31 protein-coding genes are annotated in these 25878 nt (G+C 40.1%); 22 read left to right on the top strand and 9 right to left on the bottom strand.

What is annotated here, in order from left to right; translation table 11 throughout:
- The first annotated feature begins 18 nt into the window (after nucleotides 1-18).
- The 9 genes from MHB66_RS12310 (at nucleotide 19) to MHB66_RS12270 (ending at nucleotide 6479) form a co-directional block, all read left to right on the top strand.
- Nucleotides 19-633, top strand: coding sequence for a hypothetical protein (locus MHB66_RS12310; protein WP_041118069.1), 615 nt, complete (start codon nucleotides 19-21; stop codon nucleotides 631-633).
- 95 nt (nucleotides 634-728) lie between these two features.
- On the top strand, nucleotides 729-1076 hold the full coding sequence (locus MHB66_RS12305; RefSeq protein WP_046311866.1) for a YxiJ family protein: 348 nt from the start codon (nucleotides 729-731) through the stop codon (nucleotides 1074-1076).
- A gap of 240 nt (nucleotides 1077-1316) precedes the next feature.
- Nucleotides 1317-2186, top strand: coding sequence for an alpha/beta hydrolase (locus MHB66_RS12300; protein WP_034280011.1), 870 nt, complete (start codon nucleotides 1317-1319; stop codon nucleotides 2184-2186).
- Nucleotides 2187-2263: 77 nt separating this feature from the next.
- Nucleotides 2264-2620 (top strand): winged helix-turn-helix transcriptional regulator, encoded by a 357-nt coding sequence (locus tag MHB66_RS12295; protein ID WP_029708013.1) that lies wholly within the window; start codon nucleotides 2264-2266, stop codon nucleotides 2618-2620.
- Nucleotides 2621-2859: 239 nt separating this feature from the next.
- Nucleotides 2860-3492: a 3-hexulose-6-phosphate synthase gene (gene hxlA / locus MHB66_RS12290; protein WP_024423080.1), complete on the top strand. Its 633-nt coding sequence runs from the start codon at nucleotides 2860-2862 to the stop codon at nucleotides 3490-3492.
- Nucleotides 3489-4046 carry a 6-phospho-3-hexuloisomerase gene (gene hxlB, locus MHB66_RS12285; RefSeq protein ID WP_046311863.1) on the top strand — a complete coding sequence of 186 codons (558 nt, stop codon included), beginning with the start codon at nucleotides 3489-3491 and terminating at the stop codon, nucleotides 4044-4046. The genes hxlA and hxlB overlap by 4 nt, the downstream gene beginning before the upstream one ends.
- Nucleotides 4047-4186: 140 nt before the next feature.
- The gene (locus MHB66_RS12280; RefSeq protein ID WP_046311861.1) at nucleotides 4187-4912 is read left to right on the top strand and encodes a DsbA family oxidoreductase; all 726 of its coding nucleotides are present in this window, start codon (nucleotides 4187-4189) and stop codon (nucleotides 4910-4912) included.
- Between the two features lie 100 nt (nucleotides 4913-5012).
- Nucleotides 5013-5462, top strand: a complete 450-nt coding sequence (locus MHB66_RS12275; protein ID WP_052470354.1) for a MarR family transcriptional regulator — start codon at nucleotides 5013-5015, stop codon at nucleotides 5460-5462.
- A 6-nt stretch (nucleotides 5463-5468) separates the two neighbouring features.
- Nucleotides 5469-6479, top strand: a complete 1011-nt coding sequence (locus MHB66_RS12270) for a serine hydrolase (RefSeq protein WP_046311857.1) — start codon at nucleotides 5469-5471, stop codon at nucleotides 6477-6479.
- 18 nt (nucleotides 6480-6497) lie between these two features.
- Here MHB66_RS12270 and MHB66_RS12265 read toward each other — a convergent pair whose 3' ends face one another.
- Complete coding sequence (locus tag MHB66_RS12265) at nucleotides 6498-7586, bottom strand: GntR family transcriptional regulator (protein WP_025092855.1); 1089 nt, start codon at nucleotides 7584-7586, stop codon at nucleotides 6498-6500.
- 273 nt (nucleotides 7587-7859) lie between these two features.
- Between MHB66_RS12265 and MHB66_RS12260 the strand changes: the two genes are divergently transcribed.
- The 4 genes from MHB66_RS12260 (at nucleotide 7860) to MHB66_RS12245 (ending at nucleotide 13044) form a co-directional block, all read left to right on the top strand.
- Nucleotides 7860-9485, top strand: a complete 1626-nt coding sequence (locus tag MHB66_RS12260) for an FGGY-family carbohydrate kinase (RefSeq protein WP_046311855.1) — start codon at nucleotides 7860-7862, stop codon at nucleotides 9483-9485.
- Nucleotides 9479-10183, top strand: coding sequence for an L-ribulose-5-phosphate 4-epimerase (locus MHB66_RS12255; protein WP_046311853.1), 705 nt, complete (start codon nucleotides 9479-9481; stop codon nucleotides 10181-10183). The genes MHB66_RS12260 and MHB66_RS12255 overlap by 7 nt, the downstream gene beginning before the upstream one ends.
- Before the next feature lie 17 nt (nucleotides 10184-10200).
- On the top strand, nucleotides 10201-11622 hold the full coding sequence (gene araA / locus MHB66_RS12250) for an L-arabinose isomerase (protein ID WP_046311851.1): 1422 nt from the start codon (nucleotides 10201-10203) through the stop codon (nucleotides 11620-11622).
- Nucleotides 11623-11703: 81 nt separating this feature from the next.
- The gene (locus MHB66_RS12245) at nucleotides 11704-13044 is read left to right on the top strand and encodes a sugar porter family MFS transporter (RefSeq protein ID WP_034280034.1); all 1341 of its coding nucleotides are present in this window, start codon (nucleotides 11704-11706) and stop codon (nucleotides 13042-13044) included.
- Nucleotides 13045-13084: 40 nt separating this feature from the next.
- Here the strand turns inward: MHB66_RS12245 and MHB66_RS12240 are convergent, their stop codons facing one another.
- A complete protein-coding gene (locus tag MHB66_RS12240) occupies nucleotides 13085-13297 on the bottom strand; it encodes a hypothetical protein (RefSeq protein WP_024427922.1) in 213 nt (70 codons plus the stop codon).
- A gap of 249 nt (nucleotides 13298-13546) precedes the next feature.
- Here MHB66_RS12240 and MHB66_RS12235 point away from each other — a divergent pair, with 249 nt between their 5' ends.
- The gene (locus tag MHB66_RS12235) at nucleotides 13547-13840 is read left to right on the top strand and encodes a spore coat protein (protein WP_024423071.1); all 294 of its coding nucleotides are present in this window, start codon (nucleotides 13547-13549) and stop codon (nucleotides 13838-13840) included.
- A gap of 37 nt (nucleotides 13841-13877) precedes the next feature.
- On the opposite strand, the gene MHB66_RS12230 is transcribed toward MHB66_RS12235, so the two are convergent.
- The 5 genes from MHB66_RS12230 to MHB66_RS12210 all read right to left on the bottom strand — a co-directional run bounded on the left by MHB66_RS12230 (nucleotide 13878) and on the right by MHB66_RS12210 (nucleotide 17773).
- Nucleotides 13878-14546, bottom strand: coding sequence for an ABC transporter ATP-binding protein (locus tag MHB66_RS12230; protein WP_041118047.1), 669 nt, complete (start codon nucleotides 14544-14546; stop codon nucleotides 13878-13880).
- Nucleotides 14539-15084 carry a hypothetical protein gene (locus MHB66_RS12225; protein WP_034280043.1) on the bottom strand — a complete coding sequence of 182 codons (546 nt, stop codon included), beginning with the start codon at nucleotides 15082-15084 and terminating at the stop codon, nucleotides 14539-14541. The genes MHB66_RS12230 and MHB66_RS12225 overlap by 8 nt, the downstream gene beginning before the upstream one ends.
- A gap of 21 nt (nucleotides 15085-15105) precedes the next feature.
- Complete coding sequence (locus tag MHB66_RS12220; RefSeq protein ID WP_231122778.1) at nucleotides 15106-15645, bottom strand: stage II sporulation protein M; 540 nt, start codon at nucleotides 15643-15645, stop codon at nucleotides 15106-15108.
- Nucleotides 15608-16918: a hypothetical protein gene (locus MHB66_RS12215; RefSeq protein ID WP_240491069.1), complete on the bottom strand. Its 1311-nt coding sequence runs from the start codon at nucleotides 16916-16918 to the stop codon at nucleotides 15608-15610. Before MHB66_RS12215 ends, MHB66_RS12220 begins: the two co-directional genes overlap by 38 nt.
- Before the next feature lie 528 nt (nucleotides 16919-17446).
- Nucleotides 17447-17773, bottom strand: coding sequence for an uberolysin/carnocyclin family circular bacteriocin (locus MHB66_RS12210; protein WP_034280046.1), 327 nt, complete (start codon nucleotides 17771-17773; stop codon nucleotides 17447-17449).
- Nucleotides 17774-18034: 261 nt separating this feature from the next.
- On the opposite strand from MHB66_RS12210, the gene MHB66_RS12205 reads away from it, so the two are divergent.
- The 7 genes from MHB66_RS12205 to MHB66_RS12175 all read left to right on the top strand — a co-directional run bounded on the left by MHB66_RS12205 (nucleotide 18035) and on the right by MHB66_RS12175 (nucleotide 22491).
- Nucleotides 18035-18601: a GNAT family N-acetyltransferase gene (locus MHB66_RS12205; RefSeq protein WP_231122780.1), complete on the top strand. Its 567-nt coding sequence runs from the start codon at nucleotides 18035-18037 to the stop codon at nucleotides 18599-18601.
- 16 nt (nucleotides 18602-18617) lie between these two features.
- Nucleotides 18618-19172 carry a hypothetical protein gene (locus MHB66_RS12200; protein WP_034280049.1) on the top strand — a complete coding sequence of 185 codons (555 nt, stop codon included), beginning with the start codon at nucleotides 18618-18620 and terminating at the stop codon, nucleotides 19170-19172.
- Between the two features lie 159 nt (nucleotides 19173-19331).
- Complete coding sequence (locus MHB66_RS12195) at nucleotides 19332-20735, top strand: polysaccharide deacetylase family protein (protein WP_046311848.1); 1404 nt, start codon at nucleotides 19332-19334, stop codon at nucleotides 20733-20735.
- Nucleotides 20736-20842: 107 nt separating this feature from the next.
- A complete protein-coding gene (locus MHB66_RS12190; protein ID WP_034280052.1) occupies nucleotides 20843-21034 on the top strand; it encodes a hypothetical protein in 192 nt (63 codons plus the stop codon).
- A gap of 279 nt (nucleotides 21035-21313) precedes the next feature.
- A complete protein-coding gene (locus tag MHB66_RS12185) occupies nucleotides 21314-21739 on the top strand; it encodes an NUDIX hydrolase (RefSeq protein ID WP_034280057.1) in 426 nt (141 codons plus the stop codon).
- Between the two features lie 35 nt (nucleotides 21740-21774).
- Entirely contained in the window at nucleotides 21775-22203 is a 429-nt protein-coding gene (locus MHB66_RS12180) for a hypothetical protein (RefSeq protein ID WP_046311844.1), read from the top strand.
- Between the two features lie 36 nt (nucleotides 22204-22239).
- The gene (locus MHB66_RS12175; protein ID WP_046311842.1) at nucleotides 22240-22491 is read left to right on the top strand and encodes a DUF3986 family protein; all 252 of its coding nucleotides are present in this window, start codon (nucleotides 22240-22242) and stop codon (nucleotides 22489-22491) included.
- A 22-nt stretch (nucleotides 22492-22513) separates the two neighbouring features.
- Here MHB66_RS12175 and MHB66_RS12170 read toward each other — a convergent pair whose 3' ends face one another.
- Nucleotides 22514-22996 carry a DinB family protein gene (locus MHB66_RS12170; protein WP_034280063.1) on the bottom strand — a complete coding sequence of 161 codons (483 nt, stop codon included), beginning with the start codon at nucleotides 22994-22996 and terminating at the stop codon, nucleotides 22514-22516.
- 663 nt (nucleotides 22997-23659) lie between these two features.
- A complete protein-coding gene (gene sigK, locus MHB66_RS12165) occupies nucleotides 23660-24388 on the bottom strand; it encodes an RNA polymerase sporulation sigma factor SigK (protein ID WP_034738387.1) in 729 nt (242 codons plus the stop codon).
- Nucleotides 24389-24609: 221 nt separating this feature from the next.
- On the opposite strand from sigK, the gene MHB66_RS12160 reads away from it, so the two are divergent.
- The gene (locus tag MHB66_RS12160) at nucleotides 24610-25731 is read left to right on the top strand and encodes a tetratricopeptide repeat protein (RefSeq protein WP_024427938.1); all 1122 of its coding nucleotides are present in this window, start codon (nucleotides 24610-24612) and stop codon (nucleotides 25729-25731) included.
- Nucleotides 25732-25878 lie beyond the last annotated feature (147 nt).

Raw genomic sequence — 25878 nt, 5'->3', positions numbered from 1 at the left:
GAGAAGGAGGCTTTTTGCTTGAACCAGCCTGAGCACTTATTTGTTCGTTCAGAAAAAGAATTCAGGTTCTATCAGAATTTAGTGGATCATGTATTTGATCAAAATAAAGGGCTGCCACAGCAAGTCTTCCGTAAGAATTTTGATTGTTTTTTGTTTCAAGAGTTTGATTGGGCATTAAGTGATGATATTTTACCAACAATCAAGGAGTTATCAAATTCAACACGTGATAGAGAATTTTTGACCGCAATCCTTAAGCCAGATCCAGTTGATTACTATTTGAAGGAGTTTGGTTATTATCATTGGCTGAAAGCGAGTGTGAACATTTCAGGTGAGGATTATGTAAATGCACTATGGATGCACCCAAAAGGTTCTATAGCTGATAATATAATTACGAACTCAAACATAGTGGTTTGGTTATCCCGTTCTTTGCAGTGGGCGATTTGGGCAGATAGAGATATGGAAATTTGTATAATAGGTATGGTATCAAAAAAAGAGTGTTCCCAAAATATTTTATTAGAAGAAGGATGGAAACCACTGGATCATCCTGATTTAGCAAGTTGGTTAGAACTGTTATTGAAGGATCAAAAAACATTCAATGAATATTTCAGTCAATTGCTATCAAATTATCCGTAATGGTACTTGTGGTTTAAATTAGGAAGTATCAATTACTAATGATAGACAAAGAAATGATTATCAGTAATGTCTATATATAAAAGGAGCATAAGGCCATGAACATCAGCCAAGATAAAACAGCATTAATCAATGATTTGAAGCAGCGCTATCAATATTGTTTTCATTCCACTTATCCAGAAGATATCGTATTTTTTGAGGAGGAAACTGGTATGTGGTCCGATGATTTTTATGAATTTTTCACTCTTGTGACAGGCAGCTTAAGTTATGTGATCGATCATAAACGAATTCCAAAAAAACAGTTAAACGTGCTGCGTCAGTCATTTGAAGAGCAATACCCTCAAATCAAATCATTTCAACACGTCCTTGAATCGTATCCTTTATTACATTCCTATGTCCAGTACCATGAAGAAACAAGAAAACGAATCATTGCATTTATACAATAACCTCTTGGAGGATAAACTATGACATGGTTTTTAGATGAAAAATCCAGAATCTAATTCTTGATTTCGATGTCAACCCTCTAGAGCAAATCAATGAATTTCACCACTTTAAGGAGTATAATGAATCTTACGACTTGATCAATTGTATTGCTCTGCACATCCCATATGAATTTAGTTTCGTGCTAGTTTATCTACATATCTGCTGAAACTCGTGCTTCCCCATCCCAAACATAGAAAGGTGCAATGACATTGAATCGATTCATGAAATGGCTCTTATTTGCGGCGGTCATCGCTGGTTTATTGGTATGCGCATTCTTTGTGTTCCGTTTCAACCAGCCTAAGCCGACAACCAATATCCATTATGCAGACACACAAAACAAACAGCAAACACTCGATATGTATATGCCAAAGGGCAAAGATGAATACAAAAAGAAGAAGCATCCTGTGATAATCTATCTCCATGGCGGCGGCTGGACAGGCGGCGATAAGAATAGAGTCGCTTCAAAGGCTGATTATTTTACAGGTCAAGGGTATGTGTTTGTTTCAATGAATTACAGGCTTCACCCTGATGCCAACTATGAGCAGATGGCAGATGATACGGCAAACGCCATTAAATGGGTAAAGGATCATGCGGATGAATATCAAATTGATTCATCAAAAATCAATGTCATGGGTCACTCAGCGGGCGGTCATTTGACGGCGCTGGTTGCCACAGATTCGACCTACTTAAAACGTGTGGGGCTGTCGCCAAAAGCGATTAATTCCATCGTGATTTTAGATGGGCCGTTAAACCTCAATCAATTTATACAAGCCATCCCATCGTACAAAAAAGTCTTTGGCAAACAAGAGAAAAATTGGACAAAGGCATCACCTGTCACTTATATGAATCAAGCGAATGTACCTCCTGTCTATTTGGTCACGGGCTGGGAAAATCCTGAGGTGTACCGATTTGCAGAAAAACTAAATCATGATAAAGGCTCTCGGTTTGTTTTTCGGGTTCATACGTTAAGCCATAGTGATCTGAACAAATGGTTTGGATCAGACAGAGCGCCAAAAGAAGCACAAAAAATGACAGAGGCTGTGATGGCTTTTGTCAAAAAACAAAATCAATAACGAAGACCGTATGCTTGGGCAATTCATTTTGCCGCAGTATATGATAAAGCGTAAATGGTTTGAAATTAAAGGAGTGTATGTTGTTGTCATCACGAATGGAAAATAAAGTATTCAATTGCGAAAAAGAGCTGACGCTGAATATTATCGGCGGTAAGTGGAAAATGCTGATTTTATGGCACCTTGGCAGAGAAGGGACAAAACGTTTTGGTGAGTTAAAGTCGTTAATGCCTGGGATTACGCAAAGAATGCTTGTCAATCAGCTAAGAGAATTAGAGGAAGATCACATTGTGCACCGGGAGGTTTATCCTGTCGTCCCGCCAAAGGTTGAGTATTCTCTCACAGAACTAGGAGAAAGCTTAATGCCGATTTTAGAGGCGATGTATGATTGGGGAAAACAGTATCTCGACAGTAATTTTTTAAAAGATGATAAATAGAAAGATGACCGATTGTAGGCAAAGGGCTAAAATAACTTTATTTTAGCCCTTTGTCTTTACGCTGAGATACTGGCCAAAAGACAGTATCTTTTTTGTAACCATATGCGGAAAAGTATAGTATGTAAAAAAAAAGTGCGTACTTGGATTGCGTCCATCCTGTTGTTATACTCATTTCATCGTTCAAGATGCATCATCCGCGGAGCTCTTGAAGATGAGATGAAAAACGGGAGTGAAAGTTGATGAAATTACAATTAGCATTAGATTTAGTGAATATACCAGAGGCAATTGAGCTGATCAAAGAAGTAGAAGCATCCATTGATGTGGTCGAAATTGGGACACCTGTTGTGATTAACGAAGGGCTTCGTGCTGTAAAAGAAGTCAAGCAGGCTTTTCCGAATTTACGTGTACTCGCTGATCTGAAAATTATGGATGCTGCCGGCTATGAAGTGCAGCAGGCCTCCGAAGCAGGAGCAGATATCGTCACCATTCTTGCAGCGGCAGAAGATATGTCCATTCAAGGAGCGGTGAAAGAAGCAAAAGCAAGAGGAAAACAAATTTTAGTTGATATGATTGGCATCAAAGATATCGCAGGCCGTGCAAAAGAGCTGGATGCGCTTGGAGTCGATTATATTTGTGTGCATACAGGCTATGACCTGCAAGCGGTTGGTCAAAACTCATTTGCTGACCTTATGACAATTAAACAAGTCGTCAAGCAGGCAAAAACAGCGATTGCAGGCGGAATTAAGCTTGATACGTTACCTGAAGTCGTGAAATTAAACCCTGATTTAATCATTGTCGGCGGCGGTATCGCAAGCCAGGACAATAAAGCAGAAGTAGCGGCACAAATGAAGCAGCTGATCGCACAATCATGAAGACCAGCGACTATGTGAAGGCCATTTTAAATGAGCTTTCTGAGCATTCGCCAGCCATTCAAGACGAACAAGCAGAGCGCCTGGTCACAAGTATTTTATCTGCACAAAAAGTCTTTGTGGCAGGTGCAGGCAGGTCTGGTTTGATGGGAAAATCGTTTGCGATGAGACTTACGCATATTGGCGTCAAGGCTTATGTCATTGGAGAAACGAATACGCCTTCCTTTACAGAAGAGGATCTCTTGATTGTGGGGAGCGGCTCTGGTCGCACAGAGTCTTTGCTTGTCCTTGCAAAAAAGGCAAAAGCAATTGGCGGAAAAGTGGCAGCTTTCACGCTTTCAACTGAGTCACCAATAGCTGATCTAGCAGATGAAATCATCTTATTGTCAGGTGCACCAAAGGATCAACAGGAAGGAAGTCATCATACCATTCAGCCAATGGGTTCACTATTTGAGCAGCTGCTTCTTTTGACATACGATGCGGTCATTTTGCGGTTAATGGAAATGAAAGAGCTCGATACACATACAATGTACGGTCACCATGCAAATTTAGAATAGTCATTTTCAACGCCTTTCCTTTCTTAAAAGGAGAGGCTTTTTCATTTCAATCAAGCCCAGAATCTTGACATAACCGATTTGATGTAACTATAATAGTTACATCGTTAAAGAAAAAGTGCAAGCACGGAAGGAAGATGAACATGAAAGTACAAATTTGGTCAGATATCGCCTGTCCTTTTTGTTATATAGGAAAAAAACAGCTGGAAACAGCGCTAGAACAATTCCCAGAGAAGGACCAGGTAGAGATCGAGTTTAAAAGCTTTGAGCTTGATCCCCACGCACCTGCTCAAGTCGATCATGACGTTCATGATATGCTCGTCAAAAAATATGGCATGAGCCGCAGCCAGGCCATGGCGATGAATGAGCAGGTGAAGCAGGCCGGCAAAGAGAAAGGAATCGATTTTCAATTTGATGCGCTCGTGTTGACCAACACCTTTGATGCTCATCGATTGGCACAATATGCTGGTCAAATGGGGAAAGGCGATTTCGTCATGGGAGAACTGTTTCAAGCGTATTTTACAAATGGAAAGCATGTTGGTGATCGTCAAACCCTTTTACAAATTGCAGAAAAAGCAGGTCTTGATGAGAAGGAAGTACAGCAAGTTTTGGGCAGCGAAGCATTTACCGATCATGTCCGAAAAGATGAACAAGAAGCGAGACAGCTTGGTATCAATGCTGTTCCGTTTTTCTTGATCAATGACAAGTATTCAGTTGCAGGTGCGCAGCCGGCCGATACGTTCCTGCGCGCACTTGAAACAGCTTGGACAGAGGAAGCAGCTCAAGCAGAGAAAGCGTCTGCCAATTCATTTGAAGCAGCATGTGCAGATGGCGTATGTGCGGTGCCTACCCCTAAAGAAGAAGCGTAATAGGCAAGTTCCCTATCTTTCTAAAAGATGGGGATTTTTTCTTGTTTTAATATAAAGGTTGCTTTATACTTAAGTTATCTTAATTATGAAGGTGATAAAAGTGACATCCAAAACAGCTATGATTCAAGAGCTAAACAATATCGAAGCCCGCATCCATCAAAAGCTCCGATTAGAGTTTGAAGAATTATTTGTAGATGAGTTAACCGATAAGCAGCATATTGTACTGAATTTTATTGAGCAGAAAGGGGGAAGTTCTCCTATTCAAATTGCCCAGCAATTAGGCATCACTCAAAGTGCAGTGAGTCAATTGTTAAACACGCTTGAAAAAAAAGAATGGATTCGCCGCAGCATTAACCCGAATAACCGGAGGGAATTGCATGTTGAACTTTCTGAGAAGGCAAAAACGTACCTTGAGAATATGCGTAAGGTAGAGCTTGCGATTATTGAAAAATATTATTCAGCATTATCCTTCGATGAGATCTCCACATTGACATCGATTTATGAAAAGCTTGATCAATTGATCCCACATCAAAACGAAGAGAAAGGATGAGAATGAATGACGCTCAAACAAGAAGTACAGAGAATCGCTTCCTCTTATACAGAGAAAAAGAAGGAGGCGCTGCTTGTGATCGGACTGATTCATCAAGGGGAAACGCATGTCTTTCATTTCGGGGATCACCCTATACAAAAGCGAGTGCAGCCAGAGGATGTCATTTTTGAGATTGGCTCGATTTCAAAAGTCTTTACGACAAGTATATTGGCAAGCATGATGCAAAAAGGGCAGATGAAACTCGATAATTCGATTTCTCTGTATTGTCCTCACATTCGAAAGAATCACCCCATTCAAATAGAGCAGCTGGCAACCCATACGTCTGGTCTTCCTCCGCATCGTCTTCTTAAAGATTTGCAGCTATGCTTCCTTCCTAAAGTGAGAAGAGATATGTTCTGTCAGTATTCACTCGATGAATTAATGAAACTGTTAAATTCGAAAAAGTGGAATCAGCCAAAAAGCTTTCCATCTCGTTATTCCAATGTGGGTATGGGTCTGCTTGGTTTAATCATGGGCTGGTCTCGTCACAAAACATATGAACAGCTATTGATGGAATATATCGTGGATGAGCTTCATCTATCAAGTACCTTTATTACGATTAAGGATAATGTAGAAGCAAAGATGATCTTAGGGCATCGGGAAAATGGAAAAGAGGTTCCGCCGCTTCATATGCTTGACTATCAAGGAGCTGGCGCTATTCGCTCGACCATCACAGATTTATTGTCATTTCTCTCTAGCCATCTACACGCAGATGCGGATTCTTTTTGGAAAATCACGCATGAACCAAGACGGGATATGGGCAGGAACATGTCAATGGGACTCGGCTGGGTCATCGATGACACAGGACTCATTTGCCATAATGGGGCGACGTCTGGATTCTCCAGTTTCATGGGCTTCCGCCCGCATTCAAAAACAGGCGTGGTCGTTTTATCCAACTACCGTAATCGAATCACGCAAGACTCTCCCGATCGTATAGCGTATGATCTGCTGGATATGCTGGAATCTAAAATAAAATGAGCCACTTGGAGTAGGGGCTCATTTTATTCGTTTGATCGTTTCACCTGGAACCAATTCAGGCTCGTAAAACGTTTGATCAGGGAGATTCTTTTTTCCTTGTACTTTTTTAATCATCCAGTCTGCTGCATCACGGCCCATTTGCTCCTGAGGATGGGTCAGTGTTGTCAGCTTCACATGGGCATTTTTCTGGGCGATATATGAATTATCCTGTCCAATAATCGAGAGATCATCTGGAATGGACAGCCCGATTTCGCTGCATACATTGGCTACTTCTAAACCCACCTCATCGTTATAGCAAACAAGGGCAGTCAGCTCATGCCTGTGCGCCATCAGGAATGTGGAAATTTGCTCCCCTAAATGCTGCTTCGATTCTGTATCGAAAAAAAGCACATGCTCAGGCAGGAAATTAAGCTTCGCTTCACCTAGCGCCTGAATATAGCCCTTCATCCGATATTTTCCCTGTAAATCATCTGTTTTTGAAATAAGCCCAATTTGCTGATGTCCAGAGGTGATCAGCTCTTTTGTGGCTAAATAGCTGGACTTCACATCATCCAAACAGAGAAAAGGAACCTCTAACTGCTCATAATAGGCATTGATCATAATGAGCGGTACATCCTGTTCTTTAAAGGATAAATAGTACGAGATGTTTGGGTTATATAAATTGCTTTTCGTCGGCTCGACGATAAGTCCGTCCACACCAAACGACAGCATCATTTCAAGCGCTTTTTTCTCCTGCTCAACATCGTTATTTGTACTTGCCAGTAACAAGGAATAGTTCTCTTCGTTTAAACGGCTTTCAATGCCTCGAATGATAGAAGGAAAAATGTAATCGGATATGTATGTTGTAATGACACCAATCGTTTTCATATGTGCATGTCCCGCAGGTTTTGTTTGATATTGATTGGTCACAAATGTGCCTGAACCTTTTTCGCTGCGCAAAAATCCTTCGCTGGACAATTCCAAAATGGCTTTTCGAACTGTATGTCTGCTCACTTGATACATGTCTTGCAGGCTTGATTCGGTTGGAATACGCTCCCCGATCCGATAATCCCCTGTGAGTATTTTGCTTTTTATATCATCAATAATGATCTGGTACTTCTTTTTCATCGTTTCACTTCTTTCTCAGTTGATCATCTACTCGGATTGAGAAGAAATTGTATGGACATATTTTAACATGGTTGTCGGATCAAAAACAGGCGCTTCCCTTTTCTGTTATGACCCCTTCAGAAAAAATGAAAGTTTTTGCCGCATTATGTATGTACAACTATATTTATTATTGACATATGTACGTACAAATATTATATTGTGATTGTACCAGAGAATCAATGAATCTAGAAAAAGAAAATTGAAACCGCTATCAAAAATGGGGGTGAACGTAGAGTGGATCACAAAGAGACGGCCAAAGCCTTGAAAGAAGGACGGACATCTTTAGGCATTGAATTTGGTTCAACACGAATTAAAGCGATTTTAATAGATGAGGAATTTCAGCCAATTGCACAAGGTGCATATGAATGGGAAAGTTTTCTCCAAGATGGAATATGGACGTACAACTTAATTGATATCATTACAGGTCTGCAAGTGGCGTATCGAGAGATGAAAGAACAGGCCGAGCAAAAGTATGGTGTGACCATTCAAACCATTGGCTCAATCGGGGTATCAGCGATGATGCATGGCTATGTGGCATGTGATCATACAGGAGAGGTTCTCGTTCCGTTCCGAACATGGCGGAACGGAACGACCATCGAGGCGAGTCAAAAGCTGACAGACGTATTTCAATTTCATATTCCAGAAAGATGGAGCATTGCCCATTTGTATCAAGCGGTATTAGAAGATGAAAAACATCTATCCCGATTAGAATATATGACCACTTTGTCAGGATATATTCACTGGCTGTTAACCGGAAAGCAGGCCATTGGTATTGGCGATGCGTCAGGGATGTTCCCAATTGACGAACAAACGAAGGACTACAATGAAGAAATGCTCCAGCAATTTGAAGCATTGATTGCAGAAAAAGGCTATCCGTGGAAGCTTCGTCATCTTCTGCCGCGTGTTTATTTAGCAGGTGAGGAGGCTGGCGTGTTAACGGCAGCAGGAGCAGCCATTTTAGATCAAGGAAAACATTTGCAGCCAGGCATTCCATTTTGCCCGCCGGAAGGTGACGCTGGAACGGGAATGGTGGCGACAAACAGTGTAGAAAGACGGACCGGGAATATTTCTGTTGGGACGTCGGTTTTTGCCATGATTGTGCTGGAGCAGGATCTAAAAGGTGTGTATCCAGAAGTGGATCTTGTCACGACGCCGGATGGACTGCCAGTTGCCATGGTTCATGCGAATAACTGTACAAGTGACCTAAACGCTTGGATGAATATATTCAGAGAGGCATTTGAAGCACTTGGCCTGCAAGTGGAGTCAGAAAGGTTATACGAATCCTTATTGCAGCAAGCTTTAAAAGCAGATCGAGATGGCGGCGGACTCTTAAGCTATGGCTATTACTCTGGTGAAAATATTACGAGACTGCCAGAAGGAAGACCTCTTTTTGTCAGGTCTCCTGAAAGCCGCTTTAACCTCGCTAATTTCATGCGAACCCATTTGTTCTCCGCTTTTGGTGCAATGAAAATAGGCATGGACCGGTTAAAGGAACAGGAACATGTAGTGATTGACCGCTTACTAGGGCATGGGGGATTATTTAAAACACCGCTCGTTGGACAAAAAATGGTTGCCGCAGCGCTGAATACACCTGTATCAGTCGTTTCAACAGCGGGAGAAGGCGGTGCGTTTGGGATGGCTGTCCTTGCTTCATATATGATCCATCAGCAGCAGCAAACATTGGCTGAATTTCTCACTCATCGAGTATTTGCCCATACATCAGAAGAGCTCATGGAGCCTGATCCACTCGATGTCAAAGGCTTTGACGAATTTTTAAAGCGCTATCAAGAAGGTCTTGCGATTGAAGAAGCGGCAGTAGCGCATCTCATGCCAAAGAAAGGAGTGACGACGGTATGCTAGATCGCTTAAAAGAAGAAGTGTATCAAGCAAATTTAGATTTGCCAAAATACGGACTTGTGAAATTTACATGGGGTAATGTCAGTGCATGTGATCGTGACAGTGGTTTGTTTGTGATTAAGCCGAGCGGCATAGCGTATGACCAACTATCAGCAAAAGATATGGTCGTGGTGAACTTTGATGGTGAAGTGGTGGAAGGAGAATTGAGTCCTTCGTCAGATACAGCTACACATGCAGTTCTTTACAAACACTTTGAGGAAATTGGCGGCATTTCACATAGCCATTCCATGTGGGCAACCGTTTGGGCGCAGGCAGGACTTGATTTACCAGCAATGGGCACAACACATGCCGATACATTTTACGGCGCCGTTCCGTGCGCTCGTTTTCTAACAGAAGAAGAAATCAATCGGGGTTATGAGGTAGAAACGGGCCGGCTGATCATCGAAACGTTTGAGAAAAGAAACCTAGATGTGATGGCGGTGCCGGGTGTATTGCTTCAAGGGCATGGTCCATTTACATGGGGGAAGGATGCTAAAAGTGCGGTCACAAACAGTGTGATTTTAGATGAAGTCGCCAAGATGAATCTTTTTGCCAAGCAATTGAACGAATTTGCGGAGCCATTGCCGCAGCGAATTTTAGATAAACATTACTTAAGAAAACATGGAAAGCATGCGTATTACGGACAAAAACCTTCAAGATAAAGAAAAGAGGGATATTTATGTTAACAAGCCTGAAAAAAGAGTTTTGGTTTATCGTTGGGTCACAGCATTTATATGGTGATGAAGCACTGAAAAAAGTAAAAGCAGATGCACAAAAGATGACGGATGCTTTAAATGAGAGCGGTTTACTTCCTTATCCAGTGATCTTGCAGGACCTGGCTGTCAGTGCCGATCAAATCACAAAGCTTATGAAAGAGGTCAATTATCGCGATGAAGTTGTCGGTGTGATGACATGGATGCATACATTTTCTCCAGCAAAAATGTGGATACGCGGCACCAGTCTTTTGCAAAAGCCTCTTTTGCATCTTGCTACACAATATTATGAAAAGATTCCGTGGGACACGATCGACATGGACTATATGAATCTCCACCAATCCGCACATGGAGACAGAGAATATGGCTATATTAATGCACGTTTAAATAAACAAAACCAAATTGTGACCGGTCATTGGTCAAAGCCGGAAGTGCAGCAGCAAATTGCGGATTGGATGGATGTTGCGGCTGCCTATCATGAGAGCTTTCACATCAAAGTAGCCCGGTTTGGCGACAACATGCGGCATGTAGCCGTGACAGAAGGCGATAAAATCGAAGCGCAGATTCAATTAGGATGGACCGTTGACTACTTTGGAATAGGCGATCTCGTCGAATATGTAAATGCAGTAGAAGAAGAAGAGGTAGATGCATTATTTGCTGAGTATTTAACGCAATATGATGTGAATTATGGAACGTATTCAGTTGAAGAGTGGGAAAAAAGTGTCAAGGTGCAGGCGCGATATGAGATCGCCATCAAACGTTTCTTAGATGAAGGCGGCTATAATGCCTTTACAACAAACTTTGAAGACTTACATGGGATGAAGCAGCTGCCTGGACTTGCGGTACAGCGACTGATGGCAAAGGGATACGGCTTTGCTGGGGAAGGTGATTGGAAAACGGCCGCACTGGACCGCTTATTAAAGGTGATGAGTCATCATCAATCCACTGGGTTTATGGAGGACTACACGTATGAAATGACATCTGGGCAGGAAGCAGTGCTGCAATCTCATATGCTGGAAGTAGATCCAGCGCTCGCCCATACAAAACCTGTCATTGTCGTATCTCCACTTGGGATCGGAAACCGGGAAGATCCAGCACGTCTTGTGTTTGATGGAAAAGCAGGCGAGGGTGTCGTTGTCTCTATAGCGGATTTTGGAACACATTTCAAATGGCTCATACAAGAAGTCGAAGCCTTTGAGCCAGAGGAAGCAGCACCTCATTTACCAGTTGCGCGTGTATTGTGGAAAATCAAACCGAATTTTCAGGATGGCGTCAAAGCATGGATTAAAGAAGGCGGGGGCCATCATACAGTCGTGTCTCTCAATTTAAAGGTTGATCAAATTGTTCACTTTGCAAAGCTAGTCAATGCAGAATATGTGGTTTTATAGAAGGGGGAAAGGTCTTCTACTGGTTACAGTAGAAGCACCGGGTGAAATGAAAGCGGTTAATTAAGTGAGGGGGTCATCCACTTGGAGAAAAAAGTGTCAAGCAAATTTATCTTCTTTTTCGGGTCCTTTGCAGGCATCTTATTTGGATATGATATTGGGATTATTGCAGGGGCGGAAGGACATATTCAGGAAGAATTTCAGCTCAGCCCATTATGGCTTGGAATCGTTGTCTCTTCATTAATGGGCGGGGCCATCATTGGCTCCATCTTAAGCGGTCTCTTAGGGGATAAATTTGGCCGCAGAAAACTCATTTTGGTCTCATCCGTTATCTTTTTTGTCGGGGCGATCGGATCAGCTGTCGCACCAGAAGAGATTTCACTCACCATCGCTCGAATCTTTTTAGGGACAGCAGTAGGAACAGCCTCATCTTTGGTTCCGGCTTATATGTCTGAAATCGCTCCTGCTAAAATCCGCGGGAAATTATCTGGACTCAATCAGCTCATGATTGTCACTGGTCTATTGCTCAGTTATATTGTCGCGTTTGTGTTTGAACCCATCCCGGACAGCTGGCGCTGGATGCTGGGAAGTGCCGCTTTATTTGCGATCGTGCTTTATATTGGGATGCTGAAGCTCCCTGAATCTCCGAGATATTTGATTAAACACGGAATGGCTCATAAAGCACGGGAAGTATTAGGATCACTGCGTTCTTCCCGTGAAGAAATCGAATCAGAAATGCAGGAAATTTTAGAAGTCGCCAAAGAAGAACGCTCGGGAATTCGTGAATTGTTTCAAAAGAAATTCCGAATGGCTCTTTTCATTGGGGTTGGAATGGCAACCCTTCAGCAAATTCAAGGCGCGAACTCCATTGTCTATTATGCAACGAGTATCGCTCGGAATGTAGGTCTTGCGCCGCAGGTCGCCGCAGGTTTTACAGTCATTGTCGGTGTCATTTTCGTCGTCACGACCGTGATCTTTTTACAATTTGTTGACCGCTTCGACCGCCGAACGATTCTCACCGTAGGGGGATCGGGCATGGCCCTTTCTTTCTTTGCTCCAGCCGCATTAGGGGCACTTGGCGTTAGTGAAGGAATTTTAAACTGGGTGACATTGATTTCACTTTGCTGCTTTATTTTGTGCTATGCCTTCTCGTGGGCACCGATCACTTGGATCATCATCGGCGAAATCTTCCCGCTTTCTGTCAGAGGCATCGGAGCAGGTATCTCTTCTGCCTTTAACTGGACCGGATCGTTAGCAGTTGGACTCGTTTTCCCTATTTTGGCTGATCAATTCAGCTTTGGGGTCATTTTCTCCTCATTCGGAGTCATCTGCTTAATCGGGCTGTTATTCACCCGTTTTGTGCTAGTCGAGACAAAGGGAAGAAGTTTAGAGCAAATCGAAACCGATATGGCTGCACGTGTATAAATTTAAGAAAACCATCTATCCCATGTGGGTAGATGGTTTTTTACTCAAGCGTCTGTTTGAGCTCATTTGGCAGTAAATCAATCAATTGATCATAGGAAGACAAATCCAGCACTTCAAGCAGTGCGTAATATTTCGCGTAAATTTCACTCAGCTGATCAGGATGGTTTGTTTGATATTGATTCAGATGTAATTGAGTTAGTTCAAGTGCAATGTCTAGCTTGTTTCGTTCGAATGGCTGTGTCGTGTTGATCATATCGTTCACCTCTTATTTGATAATGAGTGGAAAAATTCATTGAATAAAAAGAGCTGATGTTTTGTTTTCATGGATGACCTGTCTTCCTAAGATATCATTTGTATAATATGTTAAAATTGTCCTTTTGTAAAGAAAGAGAAAAATAGATAGAAAGTGGATTTTTTTAAAAATAGACATGCATCTAATCACGAAAGGTGCTTCTGACATACGATAGAGTGTAAGTGAAAGACAACTTGAAGGGGTGTTAAGATGAGCCGAAATCGATTAGATGATTTCTTCTTTGGACCTCGCAGAGGAAACCAAGGAGGAGACGAAACGGTTGTTTTCCCCACACGTCAAATTGTCAACACAAGAACGAATGAACAAACGATCAGAAAAATTCATCCAACGCATATCACAAACGTCAATAAAAACATCAAAAGAATCGAAAACTACTATCCGGTCACTGAATCGACTCACAACGAGTATATTGTAGAAGAATACGATTGCGGCAGTGATATTAAAAACCCTTGCTGCCGTCCGGTGAAGCGCTGTAAGTGGTAATGAAGGGGCATCCTTTTATGGGATGCCTTTTGTATGTCTAATGCTCCATTTCATTTAATTGTCCCTGATCCAGCTGGAAGAAACGATTTCCTAACTCTGAATAAAGGTAGCGCTGATGGCTTGTAAATAAAACACATCGATGAGAGAACTCTTTTTTTAATAAAGAAATCGATTGTATTTGAGAGGCTTCATCAAGAGAGGTAAAAGGCTCGTCAAGAATGATCAGCTCTGGAGATCTTGCCACCATACAATTAAAGAAAAGTTTATATCTCATGCCCAATGAATATTGTTTGACAGGCATTTTTAGGGCATGAGTTAAATCAAATGTATCACAAAGCGATAGAAAGGTGTCTTTGTATAAAACCTTTTCCGACTTTTTCATTTTCCATAAAGACTGGATAAGCTCCATATGCTCGAAACCAGTGAGCGCATCATAGACTAAAGGTTTATCTGGGATGTATGCTACCAGACTTTTATATTGAGCGGTTCCAGGGTGATGCTGCTCGTTAAGTAAAATCGTTTCTGATGCTGAAGGAAGCAGACCTGCGATGATCTTTAAAAGTGTCGATTTACCGCTGCCGTTCTTTCCAATAATACAAGCTCGATCACTTTCTTTCAGATCAAATGACACATGATCGAGAAGGGGAGAATTCTCTTCTGTTGTTTCATAGCGAAAAGATAGCTGAGACACTTGAAGTTTAGCCATTGATGAATCCTCCAATAACAAACGCAGTCGTCACCAGCATATACAAGATCACAGTTGCTAAGGCAGCTTTTTTGGATCCTTCAGCATAGTAAATAATTCCATCATAAAGGATGCGTAAAAGATATAAATTGAATAAGAAGGAAACTATTTGAATCAAGAGAAAATAGTGATCTAATTGTAACACCATCACACAATAGATCGCTGCACTATTCACTAATAAAAGAAATGCATTATAAACCAAAATAACAAGATACATTTTGCGTAAAATAAAAGCTTTATGAAAAAAATACATATAAATAGAAGTTAGGACAGTACTGAGAAAATTTAGAATGAAATAAAGCGGTATTGTCAGCAAAAAGATGAAAACAATGCTGGCAAGTTGTTTCCCAGTGGATAAAGGTTCATCTACTAACAAATCAATAATAAAAAATGTTAAAAAAACAGTCGACACAAATAATGATAGTAAGACAAGTCCTACAATGGTTTTAATTGATTGATTCTGATTGAAAAATTGCTTAGGTCGTAGAAGTAGCTCCATGGAACCACATTCTCCTTTCTTCTATGGTAGATGTACATGGCTAACGTATTGCTCTAAAAGAGATGCCATGAATAAAAGAATGGCTGCTGCAAAAATCAATTGAAGCACAGTTAGGGTCAGTTTTTTTAATTCAATTGTTTCTCCTTTTATAAATCGATAAAGATAAATAAAAGGATAAGAGCTGACGATTGAAAACAGAATTAAACCAAGGACTTCTACGAAAGCATGAGGCAGGAGTCCTGTGAATAGCTGCTGCGCTTCGTGATTGACAATCAAATACTGAACGAGTTTGCCGATAATGTAGCCGTTGTAAAAGAGAATGCCTGCAGACATGATGCCGCCTGTAAAAGCTCCAATGCCTAATATCGCCATTCCAACTTGTAAATTGTTTAAGAAAATAGATAGAAAAAACATCTCTTCATCCTTTTTAAGATAAGGAATCTGATCATAAGGAAGAAGGCTTCCGATTAGCACAGCTGCAATAAAGATAGCAGCGTAGAGGTAACCGAGGCGTAGAATCAGTCTATTCTCCGATATAAAACATCTTATTTTTTTCAACATATTCAATCCCTTTATAGATGGTCTTGCGGCATAACACCCAGCAAATCACTGAAACGATCACAAAATATAAAGCAAACAGAACGCTTATGAGACTTGTAGAATGCTGCAAAATAGGTAGAAAAGAGGTCAAGATCATATAGTACATGAAAGGCAACACGAGAAAATTCCTTGCAAAGGCCTGTCCTTTATCGATAACTTCTATTTCTTCATTGGTTGTCCCTATTTCATGCTCGTGAATAAAATTGAATTTTGTTGTGAATGGAAACAAATACAGCTGAATCAATGGAAAAATGTAAAAGCCAATCCCCAATGCCACCAATTGAATGAGCATCTGAACATCAAAAAGGTGATATACACTTATGATTGATAGATTAATGAAAAGTAGAAAGAGTGATGGTATAGAAAATAAACAATAAAATAACTGGATTTTTGATAAGAAAAACTGCATAAGAGATGTTTGAGAAAGCTCATAGAGCCAAATATTCTTTTTTTCAGCACTCAAAGAGAATATAGAAGGGGTCAGCATTCTCATTTCATATGTTTGATTAGCTAAAATCATCACATTTAATGTGAATAATATCTGAATTTGCAAAGCTTGATGATCAATAAGCGAGATCAAACCTGTCATAACCCCGACATAGAAGAAGGCTTCATATGACATGAACATATAATTAAAAAACTCTTTAGACAGCAGCCACCTTTTTTCTTTTAACACCTTAAGGTCTTTTTGAATCAACATATTCTTTTGAAACAGCGAGCCCTGAATTTTATCAAGTGCTTGAAAGTACCAATAATATAAATCTCTAAAATGTTTTGAGCTTTGATCATGCTCTTTCCCAGTCGGAATCCAGCGAACAGGAGTCTTCATGACGAGTGTTGCAGCTAATATCACCACGAAAAATGTGACAGGTGAAGTAAAAAGCGCTAGAAATTGTAGAAATACCGAATCCTGTGAAAATAAAGCATGATGGATTTGCTGAAGATTATTCTGATATAAAGACACCAAGTTGTTTGAAAGTGTAATCCAAAACGCATCTTCTGCAAGCGAAGAAATTGATTGAAAAAGTTGTCGGAAGGTGTGATAAAAAGGGAAAACAACGTTCGATATTAGAACCCTTCCGAATAAGAAGAAAAGTAAAGAGATGCTTGCGAAAAAAAGAACACGAATGATCCCAATTTTTTTTACGACAATGTTATAGATGTAAGCACCAAATATCTTATTGCTGACGATAAAAAGTAAGAAGCCTGTCAATAAAACATTGAGATGCTTCAACCAAAATATCCAGTCATGTGTTTGAGCAATGAAATATTGAAAGAGAAAATAAATCAAATAAGTACTCAAGCTCGTAAATAGAAGCCATACCAACTCTGAAAATAAAAGCGTTTGAAAAAGGCGTCTCGCGGAAACAGGTGCAAGCTGTATTAACTCTTCAAAAGGAAGAATATGCGTTCTTCTATAAGATTCAATTCCTTTGACAATAGAGAAAAGGAACAAAAATATCACAAAAGCACTTTCCCATTCTATTTGATAGACCGAAGAGTAAAGATATGAATAAATAACGAATACAATCAGGCATCCGAATAAAGTATCAAGAATGCAAGAAAATAATATGTATTGTTTAGAAGAAAACGATTTGAAAAATGAAACCCTGCGTATTATAAACTGAGCTAGATTTGAATATTGTTGTTTCATTCTAATTGATAGAAGTAGTGATAATAATGGATATAACATCTTCTCACCTGCATAAAAATTTAAATAGAAGGAGAACAAAGTCTCCTTCTATTGGGTCATAAAATTGAATTACCAAGCAATAACAGCTTTACGGCCTTTTTTCTTAATTTCGTTTTTAAGGTACTGACGAATTGTCTCTTTACCAGCCGCTGCAATGAGAGAAAGACCACCTGATCCTACAGCAGTTAAAATGGAGACAATTGTTGTAACAGCCCCGCCCGCTTCAACCACGTTCAGAACAACAGCTGCAACACTGCCTGGAATACCAAATTCTTTTGCTAGATCAGCAACGGGCAGCATTTGTAGCGAGAAGGAAAAAAGAGCTAGCATAAGGAATCCTACTGCTAAAGCACCAAAAAGAACATGTAGTTTGATTTCATTTCTTGTTTCTGTCATATCAAATTCCTCCCTTTTTTGTATTTTTATTACTATTTTATCTTAAGATATCTTTTAGTTTATCGCAATCCTTTTTTTTCATTTTTTTCATGAATTAGTTATAGATTAATATAAAAAAGGTGAAAAGATAAGTGAGAAAAGAATCGTTTTTGCTAGAATAAAACACGTAAACATGATCTGAAATACCTTGTTTTTACAGGTGGGAAAGCGAGTCTAATTTGCATATAGGTAAAGAGATATGTGCAGAGGGACCAATATCCTTTGATCAAAATCTTCTTTCAAGATAAAATTGGAAGTATCCATCATTCTTTTGGAGGCGGTTTTCTGAATATTCGATTGTTAACACCAGATGATGCTGAAGAATATGCAGCACTCAGACTAGAAGCACTGCGATTAAATCCAGAGGGTTTTGCGATGAGCTATGAGGAAGAGCAAATCAATACAAAGGACAAATATAAAGCGCGTTTTGATTCGGCCCAATCTATGTGGACTTTTGGCGCTTTTCATCAAGGGCAGCTTGTGGGGGCAGTCACGCTCATCCAAGAAACCTTGCAGAAGTTAAAGCACCGAGCGAATCTGACAGCGATGTATGTAACACCTAGTGCCCGCGGAGAAGGAGCAGGCCAGGCCTTGATGACAAAAGCTCTTTCCTTTGCGCGAGAACGGCAGGATATCGAGCAAATGTATTTATCAGTGGTGACAACTAATCACTCAGCCAAGCGCCTCTATCGCTCCGTTGGATTTGAGTCGTACGCTGTCGAAGAAAAAGCGCTAAAATGGGCTGATACATATGCAGATGAGGAAAAAATGGTTTTATTTTTATCATAGTCTGGAGGAGATAGAAGTGGATCAACAGGCCATGCGTATCATATTAGCAGCAGGACCCAATAGTGAGCTGGAATCTTTTGCCCTGCGTGCAGCACTTGAAAACTTCGGCGTGAAAGTCGATATGCATTGGATCGGAAGACCGAATGATCTGATTCATGTGTTATCTGGTAGAGCTAGAGGTGAAATAGATTACCTTCTTTTATCGTTTCACGGTGAAGAAGGAGCATTTATCATGCCTGAATTAGGGGAAGATGTTTACGAAGATGAGGAGCCTAGAGATACTGCCTTTGGAGTGGATGAAATCAAGCGGTATGCCTCCTTAAAAGGAGTTCATGTCATCTCTACAGGCTGCACACTAGGAGAGAAAAATTTAGCAGATGCTTTCTTAGAGTCAGGAGCTACATCTTATACGGCACCGGACGATTACATCGATGGGAATGCAGCATTTATTTTTGTGCTGACCATGCTGTACGAGCTCATGAACAATACAAAGACGGTCAGAGCGGCATTTGATCGAGCGCGTTCCATTGATGAAGAAACGAAATTATTTCAACTATATATGCAAAAGTAATCAAAGGACTGAGAAATCAAGTCCTTTTTTTATTCCTCTCTAAAAATGTGTCGAAAATGTGACAGTTATGTGATTTGCAAACTAAAAAGGGTGCATGCAAAGTCTATCCTACAAACACACGTCATTCAGGCATGACGGCATCACGAGAGGAGAATCATTGTGTCAATGAAATGGAAAGTCAGTCTCGTCCTATGCGGACTTGCGATGATCATCGGAATCGCTGCGTTTTATCATAATCAGCAGGCAAGCGGGACAGAGAAGAAGAAGGTAGAACCAGATGCGAGCTATAAAGAAGTTGAAATTGTGACCCTCGTGAATGACGGGAGATACTTGAGATATGCTGTGAACTATCCTGTGTTTCATCAAAAAAAGCTAGATCAAGAGATGAAAAGATTTGCAGAAACAGCGCTGGACAAATTCAAAACATCGTTTAGTGAAGCAAGTGATGTCGATGAAGATCATCGATACGAATTAAACATAGATTACGAGATTACTCATTATGCCAAACAAACTGCTGCGATCAAATTCAATACATATGAATGGAAAGGCGGAGTAAAAGGCGCACATGAAACGAAGATATTCAATTTTGATTTCAAGAAACAGCAGTTTTTATCAATTGATGATCTATTTTTATCAAAGAAAAAAAGTCTGCAAAAACTGTCTCAAATGACATTTGAGGAGTTGAAAAAAGATCGCTCTCTTGCTGAAAACGAGCATTTGCTCAAACAAGGAACGTCTCCTAAAGCAGAGCATTATCAGTATTTTGCCATCAAAGATCGTTTTATTGAATTCTACTTCCCAGCAGGGCAAATTGCACCAGACAAACAAGGCCCTCAAGAGCTGGCGATTAAGAAAACACTGCTTAAAGGCATGTTAAAGCCAGAATACATCAATAAAGAAAAGAACAAAAACGAGAAAAAAGAACCGATCGCAAAAAGAAAGATCGTAAAACTGCCAAAACAGGGAGTATTCAACCCAAATCAAAAAGCCATTGCCCTTACATTTGATGATGGACCAAATCCATCAACGACCTCAAAAATCTTAACAGCTTTAAAAGAAAACAAAGGACATGCGACATTTTTTGTATTAGGAAGCAGGGTTCAATATTATCCTGATATGCTGGGTGAAATCAGAAAAGGTGGAAATGAAATCGGAAATCATTCCTATAACCACCCTTTACTCACAAGACTGCCATTAAAACAAGCTATCAAACAAGTAGAAGATACACAGCAAATCATTGAAAAAGCAGGCGGGTTCACACCGACTCACTTTAGACCGCCATATGGTGGAACAAACAGTCAGATCAACGCGGCTGTCAACATGAAAGTCACACTTTGGGACGTAGATCCTGAAGACTGGAAATATCGCAACAGCCAATACGTCGCCAACTACATTCTTACACATGCGTCTAGCGGAGAAACCGTCTTAATGCACGACATCTATGACACCTCTGCAAACGCAGCTGTCACGATCATCAAAGAATTGACCAAACAAGGATTTCAATTACTAACAGTCTCGGAGCTTGAGCAGTGGAAGGAAGCCCGGGCGAAAAAGGTGAATTGAATACGTAAAAAAGATGCAAGTCTTAATGGATTCGCATCTTTTTTAAAGCCAATTATGAGAATGAAGGGAAAATATGTTAAAGTGATTGTAGAAAGGGAGGGCTTCGAATGGTATTGATGAGGTTGATCAGCATATATATGCTGACAGCGTTTAGTTTGGGATTTGTCGTAAACTATGTACCTGGTTTGATGCTGCCCATCTATATCCTTGCGATGATTGGGCTTATTTTATGTCTCGGTCATATTGCGCTTCATTATATTCGGCGAATTAGATATATGTTGTTTGATGAAAAACGATAAGATTTCTCCTATTGTAAACACCTCCGGTTGCGTGAGGTGTTTTTTTCGGTTTTTGATGTTCTAACAGTTGAATGATTTTCTCGTTTGACGCTTTGAGTTGTCTCAAAAGAGAAACGATATTTCTTGTAAATCTTGTGAGTACAATAAGTAAAATGTTGATCATCCACATGCTCTGGCCTCCAATCGCTGACTACTAATACAGTATAATAAGAATGTATAAAATGAACAGTTCGTGCCATATATTCGGCAATTGAATGGAGAATGTTGAGGGGGATTTATTTGAAACGAGTAGACGTGGTTTCAGCTATTATTTATGATGAGGAAGGAAATCTATTAACAGTCAAGAATGTAAAGGGATATTGGGAACTTCCGGGCGGTGCTGTGGAAAAAGGTGAACACCTGCAGCAGGCTGTCATCCGTGAAGTAAAAGAAGAGACAGGGTATGTTGTCAAAGTAAATGAACTTCATTCGGTTCGAGAAGCGTTCTTTCAAGATAAAAAACATCATGCGCTTATCATTACGTTCTTTGCGAGAATCACCGGAGGAGAGATGAACATTCTAGATCCGGATCAGGATATTGAAGAAGTAAAATGGGTCAGCACTCAAACCTTTCAAAAGCTAAACCCAAAGCTATCTCACATGCTAAAATTAAACCAGCAAACACAAGCTTTTTATGATTTTGAGGGGAATAGAACAATTGGTTAAATCCAAATTGATATAGGCATGAAGGAGCGATATTGATGTTTTTATACTACGGGCCTACAGGAGCTCCAGTAGAAAATCCGGGAGAAGAATTCATGAAAAAGATCTTCTTTCAGGAGGGTGAAGAGTATTGGAAACAAGGTAACGGGGAATCTTCCATTGAGATAGAGGAAGATTGGGAATGCGAGACTCTAGTTTTCTTTTATACTGAGCCGTATGGATTCTTTATCATCAGATATCCAGATTGTTTAGTCCCTTTTCAAAAGGCAGAAAAGATCGAAACGATCGAGCATTTCATAGCAGGATCACCATTGCATGTGCCATCGTGCAGCTATGTCGACCGCAATCAGGCTTATCAAATCGTCCAATACTTTTTGACGACAAAAACGGTACCTGATTTTGTTGATTGGGTTGAGTTAAGGAATATTGATTTTCAGCAAGATATGAAAGTTAAGGGAGCAAGATAAAAGTGTGTACAGATGAAAGAATACATAGGTTAGAGTATGCATGTACATGTAGGATATTATGAACAAGGTTGTGATTATGAAGGCGTGTTTTTTAAGAGTTTAGAAACAGGAAGATGGTTATTGTTTTTTGATCAAAAAAGTTACGGGTTGAATCTCTTAAAGAGTTATGAGGAATACAATCATTTAGGCTTATTCATTGGGGAATATTCAATTGAAGATGCTCAAATCGAAGAGAAAGGTCAGCAATTATTTGAGTGCTTTTTAAAAGAAAATGGCATAGTGGAATAAATGAATGGATCTTTAACTGACCTTACTTTTCATAAGAATGTACTGATTTTAACTTTCTACCGATAAAATTAGCAGATACAGGTGTTAATTCTTTTTCTCTTGCCCAAACAGAAAGTTGACCGATATGGTGAATTTCGTGGGCAATTATATGATGTAATATTTCATTTTTAGTGTATTCATCTTCATCCCAAGGAACTGTTACTATTCGATCTTGTTTTTCATCTAAATGAAACTTTAAAATTTCAACGATTTCATGTCGTAAAGTAGATGAGAGAGTTTTTACCTTCGTCAGAGACTTGTAATCATCAAAATTCAATACCACGTCTTCTTTACCCTGAATACCACGGAGCCAACTATATTCAACATCGATAATGTGAAAAAGAGTGTATAAAATACTCCCCACTCCACCTATGCGGTCTTGTAACAACTCTTCTGTTGTTAGTTGATGACACCAGTTAACCCATTCGTCTCTAACTTGCCAGTTGTACTCAAAAAACTTAATCATTATGATCACTCCAAAGTTAAATTGTTTGTTTAAGTACTGCTATCTCTGAAAAATATTCTTGTTGAATTAAACGACACAATCTACATGATCTGGTGTCAGTTTAGAACCAATCATACTATCAACCTTGTTTTCATAACATGACCCTTGGAAACTGTTACGTTTATAGGGTCTCTTGCAGCAAGTTGTTCTTTTGGGTAAGCGGTAGTTTATCAATGTGTTTTAACAAATTACTAAACGCCTTCCTCATACTTCTAATATCCCGAATGTTTGTTCTTGTATTGATTATACTAAGCTTTCTGACAGGTATCAAATATCAACATTTACTTTTAACAGAGCCTTTTTCTCTTCAAAAAAATTGATTAGCAAGAATACACGAAGCATCATATTTTATTTTTTCGTATTTAAATTTTTTAAGCATTAATGCAGAATACAATACTTATATGCAAATCGCTTTGCCATCATTTCCTGCAGTACTCTAAATAGTGGAGCATAATGAATTGATTTCCTTCACGCCTTAGTTCATGACCAAAATCTTGCCACTGTTCTTGAGGGCTAAGGCGGCAGCTATTATCAAAAGAAATGCAGAGAGACAGTAGCTTATTGCCGAAATAAAAAACAGACCTAGTGAGGTCTGTTTTTGTTAGAAGTTAGGAAAATTTATTTTCACTTCCCCTTCTCCCTTTTCCGTTTCTCCTTCTCCGCCCGGTAAAACTCATGAAACATCTTCATCAGCGCGCGCTTCTCAATACGTGACACATAGCTCCGCGATATCCCAAGCTCTTTGGCTATTTCCCGCTGCGTTTTTTCTTTCTTTAAATCAAGGCCGAACCTGCCGACGATGACTTCTTTTTCTCGGCCGTCGAGAATGTCAATATACTCCTTTACTTTTTCAAGCTCCATGTTGAGCTGAATGGTGTCGATCACATCTTCATTTTCGGATTTTAAGACATCGATTAATGAAATTTCGTTGCCTTCTTTATCCTGACCGATGGGATCATGCAAGGAGACATCTTTTTTCGTTTTTTTGAGCGCGCGTAAATGCATGAGAATTTCATTTTCAATACACCGCGCCGCATACGTTGCCAGCTTTGTTCCTTTTCCAGAGGAATAGCTTTCGATGGCTTTAATGAGTCCGATCGTCCCGATGGAGATGAGGTCTTCAGCGTCTTCCCCGGTATTTTCAAATTTCTTTACAATATGGGCGACGAGCCGAAGGTTATGTTCAATCAGCATGTTTCTTGCATGTTCATCACCCTGTGCCATGAGGGCTAAGTATTTTTTTTCATCATCTCCCGAAAGGGGCTGTGGAAAGGCATTGTTTTTGACATAGGACACTAAAAACACCAATTCTTTGACCATCAATCCCATCGCTGTAAATACTCCTGCCACGATTTTCACCTCCACCATGTTTAGGCCGCTGCCTATATCCTCAAATGTATGTGAAGGGGGGATTGTCTGTGTCTGTACGATGAAAAAATCATGTTTTTCGAAAAATGTTCGTCTCTTTTTACAGCTCCCCTCATATGTTTGCGGTTTCTTTGCGGTGCTTGGCGGTCAAGAAGCGTGCTAAAATATGTAATATTAGACCGAAAAGGAAGGGGTTTTTTCGGAACATGGGGAAGGTTCTATCTTCACATGTAGGTATGAAAATTAATGAATGGTATCGAATGATACGGCAGTTCAGTGTTCCAGATGCGGAAATCTTGAAAGCGGAAGTTGAAGCGGAAATTGAACAGATGGAAGAGGACCAGCATTTACTGATTTATTATCAGCTCATGTGTTTTCGGCACCAAATCATGCTTGACTATATACACCCTTCAAAATATCAACCTTTCTCAGTATCTAATCTAGTCGATAAAATCGAAAACTCCAATCATGAGTTATCTGATATGCTGCATTATTACCATGCATTTTTTCGTGGCATGCATGAATTTAGTCAAAAAGAATATTTAGAAGCAGTCAAATATTATCGAGTCGCAGAAAAGCAGCTGTCCATGGTATTTGATGATATTGAGCAGGCAGAGTTTCATTTTAAAGTGGCAGAAGCCTACTATATCATGAAACAAACACATGTCTCCATGCACCATATTTTAAAGGCGCTGGAAATATACGATCAGCATGATGCGTATACCATTCGCATCATTCAATGTCTCTTTGTCATCTCAGGAAATTATCAAGATTTAAAACGAAAAGACCGGGCACTGCCTCATTTAAAAAAGGCAAAACAGCTCGCATCTCAAATTGATCACCCGCGCATATACAGTTCAGCGCTCTATAATTTAGGAAAATGTTATGGTGAGCTTGGCTATAGAGAGGAAGCGGAACGATATTTAACGGAATCTGCTGATCTTGCCCGCAAAGAGCTGCTTCCAACGCTTCCGCATACGCTCTATACGCTGGCGAAGCTGCTTTTTAGACAGAATGAACAAGCGGATGCCCTGCGCATATTAGAAGATGGGAAATTGGCTGCAAAGAAGCATGAAGACCAGCTGTTCTGTCATATGTTTGAGTACCTGGATGCTTTATATGTTCAGGAAATCAATGAAGACCAACTGCAAAAAACCATTGATTATTTGGAAAAACTTAGCCTATACTCTTATATAGAGGATATCTCACTAGAAATTGCGACAGCCTTAGAAGCCTCTCAACAATACAAGAAGTCCAACCAGTATTATCAGAAATTATTATGGGCTCAAAATCAAATCCAAGAAGGAGAGTGTCTGTATGAATTCTAAGCAACGTTCGACAGTTGAAGAGAGAAACCAAACGTGAAACAAAGAGCGGGCCAATATGGCCGGCTTTTTTTATTTAAAAAAAAGCGGATATGAGCATGAATTGATGAGAAAGCGGGCAATTTATCGGTAATGATGTTCGGTGGAGGA

The sequence above is a fragment of the Bacillus sp. FSL L8-0167 genome (genome assembly GCF_038630295.1).
GTDB classification, from domain to species: Bacteria; Bacillota; Bacilli; order Bacillales; family Bacillaceae; genus Bacillus; species Bacillus safensis.
This window is presented reverse-complemented; position numbering and strand designations above follow the sequence as displayed.

Coding starts and splice junctions, on each gene's coding strand:
- MHB66_RS12295 (WP_029708013.1), top strand. CDS start 2,264: ATGTTGTTGTCATCACGAATGGAAAATAAAGTATTCAATTGCGAAAAA.
- MHB66_RS12240 (WP_024427922.1), bottom strand. CDS start 13,297: ATGATCAACACGACACAGCCATTCGAACGAAACAAGCTAGACATTGCA.
- MHB66_RS12280 (WP_046311861.1), top strand. CDS start 4,187: ATGAAAGTACAAATTTGGTCAGATATCGCCTGTCCTTTTTGTTATATA.
- MHB66_RS12225 (WP_034280043.1), bottom strand. CDS start 15,084: ATGGAGCTACTTCTACGACCTAAGCAATTTTTCAATCAGAATCAATCA.
- MHB66_RS12175 (WP_046311842.1), top strand. CDS start 22,240: ATGCATGTACATGTAGGATATTATGAACAAGGTTGTGATTATGAAGGC.
- MHB66_RS12305 (WP_046311866.1), top strand. CDS start 729: ATGAACATCAGCCAAGATAAAACAGCATTAATCAATGATTTGAAGCAG.
- MHB66_RS12180 (WP_046311844.1), top strand. CDS start 21,775: ATGTTTTTATACTACGGGCCTACAGGAGCTCCAGTAGAAAATCCGGGA.
- araA (WP_046311851.1), top strand. CDS start 10,201: ATGTTAACAAGCCTGAAAAAAGAGTTTTGGTTTATCGTTGGGTCACAG.
- MHB66_RS12270 (WP_046311857.1), top strand. CDS start 5,469: ATGACGCTCAAACAAGAAGTACAGAGAATCGCTTCCTCTTATACAGAG.
- hxlA (WP_024423080.1), top strand. CDS start 2,860: ATGAAATTACAATTAGCATTAGATTTAGTGAATATACCAGAGGCAATT.
- MHB66_RS12210 (WP_034280046.1), bottom strand. CDS start 17,773: ATGACAGAAACAAGAAATGAAATCAAACTACATGTTCTTTTTGGTGCT.
- MHB66_RS12235 (WP_024423071.1), top strand. CDS start 13,547: ATGAGCCGAAATCGATTAGATGATTTCTTCTTTGGACCTCGCAGAGGA.
- MHB66_RS12220 (WP_231122778.1), bottom strand. CDS start 15,645: ATGTTGAAAAAAATAAGATGTTTTATATCGGAGAATAGACTGATTCTA.
- MHB66_RS12160 (WP_024427938.1), top strand. CDS start 24,610: ATGGGGAAGGTTCTATCTTCACATGTAGGTATGAAAATTAATGAATGG.
- MHB66_RS12300 (WP_034280011.1), top strand. CDS start 1,317: ATGACATTGAATCGATTCATGAAATGGCTCTTATTTGCGGCGGTCATC.
- MHB66_RS12255 (WP_046311853.1), top strand. CDS start 9,479: ATGCTAGATCGCTTAAAAGAAGAAGTGTATCAAGCAAATTTAGATTTG.
- MHB66_RS12265 (WP_025092855.1), bottom strand. CDS start 7,586: ATGAAAAAGAAGTACCAGATCATTATTGATGATATAAAAAGCAAAATA.
- MHB66_RS12230 (WP_041118047.1), bottom strand. CDS start 14,546: ATGGCTAAACTTCAAGTGTCTCAGCTATCTTTTCGCTATGAAACAACA.
- MHB66_RS12190 (WP_034280052.1), top strand. CDS start 20,843: ATGGTATTGATGAGGTTGATCAGCATATATATGCTGACAGCGTTTAGT.
- hxlB (WP_046311863.1), top strand. CDS start 3,489: ATGAAGACCAGCGACTATGTGAAGGCCATTTTAAATGAGCTTTCTGAG.
- MHB66_RS12170 (WP_034280063.1), bottom strand. CDS start 22,996: ATGATTAAGTTTTTTGAGTACAACTGGCAAGTTAGAGACGAATGGGTT.